Origin of the sequence: Mesorhizobium sp. M7A.T.Ca.US.000.02.2.1, assembly GCF_003996995.1 — a bacterium.
Lineage (GTDB): Bacteria > Pseudomonadota > Alphaproteobacteria > Rhizobiales > Rhizobiaceae > Mesorhizobium.
Window position 1 is genome coordinate 1 of record NZ_RZTT01000511.1, and the last position, 3,756, is coordinate 3,756.

Annotated in this window: 5 protein-coding genes and 1 pseudogene; 2 read left to right on the top strand and 4 right to left on the bottom strand. The window is 60.3% G+C overall.

What is annotated here, in order from left to right:
• The first annotated feature begins 2 nt into the window (after positions 1-2).
• Positions 3-533: a GNAT family N-acetyltransferase gene (locus EOD15_RS30470; protein ID WP_127409129.1), complete on the top strand. Its 531-nt coding sequence runs from the start codon at positions 3-5 to the stop codon at positions 531-533.
• A gap of 300 nt (positions 534-833) precedes the next feature.
• On the opposite strand, the gene EOD15_RS37085 is transcribed toward EOD15_RS30470, so the two are convergent.
• The gene (locus tag EOD15_RS37085) at positions 834-1,412 is read right to left on the bottom strand and encodes a hypothetical protein (RefSeq protein ID WP_245463808.1); all 579 of its coding nucleotides are present in this window, start codon (positions 1,410-1,412) and stop codon (positions 834-836) included.
• A 57-nt stretch (positions 1,413-1,469) separates the two neighbouring features.
• Here EOD15_RS37085 and EOD15_RS30485 point away from each other — a divergent pair, with 57 nt between their 5' ends.
• Entirely contained in the window at positions 1,470-2,258 is a 789-nt protein-coding gene (locus EOD15_RS30485) for a SapC family protein (RefSeq protein WP_127320976.1), read from the top strand.
• Positions 2,259-2,305: 47 nt separating this feature from the next.
• Here the strand turns inward: EOD15_RS30485 and EOD15_RS30490 are convergent, their stop codons facing one another.
• The 3 genes and pseudogenes from EOD15_RS30490 to EOD15_RS36005 form a co-directional block, all read right to left on the bottom strand.
• On the bottom strand, positions 2,306-2,653 hold the full coding sequence (locus EOD15_RS30490) for a hypothetical protein (protein WP_127320977.1): 348 nt from the start codon (positions 2,651-2,653) through the stop codon (positions 2,306-2,308).
• A 42-nt stretch (positions 2,654-2,695) separates the two neighbouring features.
• Positions 2,696-3,292 carry a hypothetical protein gene (locus EOD15_RS30495; RefSeq protein WP_127267587.1) on the bottom strand — a complete coding sequence of 199 codons (597 nt, stop codon included), beginning with the start codon at positions 3,290-3,292 and terminating at the stop codon, positions 2,696-2,698.
• Between the two features lie 27 nt (positions 3,293-3,319).
• A pseudogene (locus EOD15_RS36005) lies at positions 3,320-3,756 on the bottom strand (hypothetical protein); the annotation flags it as partial.

Below are 3,756 nucleotides of genomic sequence, written 5' to 3' on the forward strand. Positions count from 1 at the left end.
GCGTGGCGGAAGGCAAGCAGGCCCGTCCGGTCTGGTCCCGGTCTGGCACGGCCGGGCTCCGCTTTCGTGCGGCATTGGAGGCGGACTTGCCGTTCCTGTCGCGGCTCTATGCCTCGACCCGCTTCGAAGAACTCGCGGTGACGTCGTGGAGCGAGGCGCAGAAGGCCGAATTCCTCGGCATGCAGTTCCAGGCCCAGCACGCGCATTACCGAAAACACTATCCCGAGGCCGATTGGCTGGTGGTGGAAGGCGATAGCGAAGACATCGGCCGCCTCTATATCGAGCGCTGGCCAACCCAGCACCGCATCATCGACATCGCCTTCCTGCCGCATCATCGCCGCAAGGGTTACGGCACCGCGCTGCTCTGCGACCTCATCGACGAGGCATGGTTAGCCGGCAAATCAGCGTCGATCCATGTCGAGAAGCACAATCCGGCGAGACGGCTTTATGTCGCGCTCGGCTTCGCGGTCGTCGAGGACAAGGGCGTTTATGACCTGATGGCCTGTGCGCCGCCGGGGGGCGACGATCTATGATCGTCGGAACCGATTTGTTGGCGGATGCGATCATTGTCTATGGTCATCGTTTGCGCTGCCCCTCACCTGCCTGCCGGCATCCTCTCCCCGTATAGTGACCGGGGAGAGGGACGCTTTCATCGCGGATTTCGCCAATCTCCAGCGTTGCAAGAAAGGCGCCGGCGTCGCAGCCAGCCACTCTCGCCCCGTTTACGGGGAGAGATGTCCGGCAGGACAGTGAGGGGCGGCGCCGGCGGCAAGGATTGTCGCATCAGGCCCTGTCACGATGCGATAGGCCTGCGTGCAGCCCAAAACAGGGTCCTAATTGAACACCGCCTCGTACAGCCGCCCCGTCGCATCGGCCGCAACCGGCACGATGAAGATCTCGTGGCTGCCGCTTTCCCCCGTGAAAAGATAGGTCGCCTGCGGCAGTGCGATGTCGCGCGGGCCTTTGAACAGCAGCGAGAAGCCGCCGCCCGGGCGCGGGCTGGCGGCGATGGGCTTGACCGCGCTGAGTTCGAGCGGGATCTGCCGGCCGCCGGCTTCGATGGTGAAGGTTTGTCCCTGCTCGAAATCCGACACCGACGCCATTCCGTTTGCCTCAATCTGTCCGCTGGAGCGGTTCAGCGTTCGGATCGCTGATCCGATCCGGCTTTTGTTTCTTCGCAATCGCCAGGGGAAAACCGCTCCACACTTTTCCTGGATTTGCTCCAGCGGAGGCACTGTCGCCGCTTCGCCGCAAGCTGTCCAGAGGCGGGCAGGCTGGCGGTCGTGTTCCCAAGGCAATCGGCCGCCGCAATCCCAAAATACAGCACCGCCTGTCCTTTTATGCGCGCAAGAGACGCTGTAGTACTTTGTTCCTGCGCGGGATTCCTTTCGACCCAAGATCAGCGCAAACAAGCATAGATCCCGGCTTCGGGACCATTGGCAGCCTGATGGGCGTGCGGGAGACGGATGATGGCTGATGCAAAGACGGAAGTGACGAGCGACGCGATGCCGCTGTTCTATTCGAGGCCCGAGGCGCTCAACCCGGCGCGGCATGGCTCGCTGGCCCTGACCGCGCGCAGCGATTTCGGCTTCGCCCGCTCAGCGCACGCCATTCCGGTGGTGGCGTCGGAAATGCCGGCGGCGATGCGCTCCTACCCGATCGTCTTCATCGGCCCGGCCAAGGCGCCGGTGATCATCACCGGCGTGCGCCAGAACGAGAATCTGTTCGTCGATGCCGAAGGCAAATGGACCGCGCCGCACTACATCCCCGCCTATGTCCGCCGCTATCCCTTCATCCTGGCCGAAGACCCGACATCGGCCGGCCGGCTGACGCTGTGCGTCGAACGGACCAGCGACCGCATCGTCGACCAGTTGCTGGCGCCGTCCCGCGATGACAAGATCCTGCCGTTCTTCACCGGCAACGAGCCAACCGAAGCGACCAAACAGGCGCTCGCCTTCTGCAATCAGTTCCAGATCGACTTCCGAGCCACCCGCGAGATGGTCGAAAAGATCGATGCGCACGGCCTGTTTTCGCCACGCCAGAGCAAGGTGACACTGGAAGGCGGCGAGGTGCTCAACCTCACCGATTTCCAGGTGATCGACGAGCCGGCCTTCAACAAATTGAGCGACGAGGCGTTTCTCGACCTGCGCAAATCAGGCGCGCTCGGCCTGCTCTATTGCCACCTCGCCTCGACCAACAGCTGGACCTCGCTGGTGCATCAGGCGTCGCTGCGGAAGGCGGGGCGGCCATCGACCTGATTTCACCCTGGCTCGCACTAGAACGGCCGTGACAATAGCGCAAGTGATTAACTTGAGGACACAGTGATAGTTCCGTCTTCAGGGCCGCTTACGATGGTCTCCTCGAAGTAATTATTTGTGATCCGAACATAGTATTCTCCGGTCAGAGCGCCGGATTCCGCTTTAAGCTTAAAGTTAATTGTTGTCGTGTCTTCGATGTTAGTGTCGTTGTCGTTGATTAATAAACATGAGGCTATGTCTGAAGTGTCAGCATAAATAAAATCAATTACCAGGTACTCTGTGTCGTTAAACCAGCCCCGGTCCGGGGAGACCGTCACGCTCACACTAATCGGCTCTCCGGCTCTTACAGCGTTCCCTTCAGGTGTATCGACGCGAACTATATCTACTCTTGCCATGATCCATCTCCCTTTGGCATTCTCAAATGACAATCGGGAACGCTAGTCGAGATCGCCGCGCCCGTTGCGGTTCATTGCGCCACCGGACCGCCCCATCGCACCGCCTGACCTGCCCATGGCGCCGCCCGATCGCCCCATGGCACCACCAGATCTCCCCATTGCTCCACCCGACCGACCAAACGAATGCGGGTCCAGCTCTGCACCCAACAGAACATCTTCGAGCGTTCCCGTGTCGAGCTCCAGCCGCATTGTCAGGTCACTCTTGTCGTACACCCAGACCTGCATTCCGCGCGCAAACGAGCCTATCTGCGATGACAGTCCGGTATAGGCAGGGTCGCTTGGACCGCGGCTCATGACCTTCAGATCGGTGTCCGCCGGAGCTGGATAATCAACCGCGGTGCCAGGCCCATGAACAAGAAGTATGGTCGGTCTGGCCAGCTCGTAGAACTGCGCCTCGAAGGTGAACGCATAGATCCTTGCCAGCAGGCTGCCGGAGGCGTCGATCTGGTTCTGCAGGAATCTGTTATTGCCAGGTCTTGGAGGCCGTCCCCCATCGATCCTCTTCTTCAGCTTCAAATCTTCAAGAACTCTACCGAACAAGTGTATGGCCGAGGTATTTAAAATGGTTTCAGTTATCATGGATCACCCCATCCTCTGCAATGTCGATCAAAGCTCGGCGCCACTTCTGGACATCCAATATTTCTCGAAATAGCTCATATCCGGGAGACGCACCTGATCCCGTGGACGAGCGGTTCGACCCTCATGAACATGGCTCTTTCGGTCTGGCTTCGTCAGGCGAGGCCCGGCACGGTAGCGAAAAATCCCTCTTCGGTCGAAATCCCGGAAGATGATGCTTGATAGTTCTCCTCCGGTCACGCGGTCGTCGACCGCGAGCATCGTTCTCGCCACGTCACGATAGTCCAGGAAATCCGGGGCGAGAGCCCACAGCGTCTCGGCGAGATAGGTACCCACGATATCGCGCGCGTCGAGCAGCGCTTCGACGAAACCGTCTGGATTGCGCGTGAAATCGCGGTCAAAGACTTTCTGGAGCGGCGCCTCGGCGGTTGGGTAGATCTCGGCGAGGGCGGCAAGATCTTCGGCCG

What these genes read in the sequence shown, in the direction of transcription:
- EOD15_RS30485 (WP_127320976.1), top strand. Translation starts at nt 1,470, where the DNA reads ATGGCTGATGCAAAGACGGAAGTGACGAGCGACGCGATGCCGCTGTTC.
- EOD15_RS30490 (WP_127320977.1), bottom strand. Translation starts at nt 2,653, where the DNA reads ATGGCAAGAGTAGATATAGTTCGCGTCGATACACCTGAAGGGAACGCT.
- EOD15_RS30495 (WP_127267587.1), bottom strand. Translation starts at nt 3,292, where the DNA reads ATGATAACTGAAACCATTTTAAATACCTCGGCCATACACTTGTTCGGT.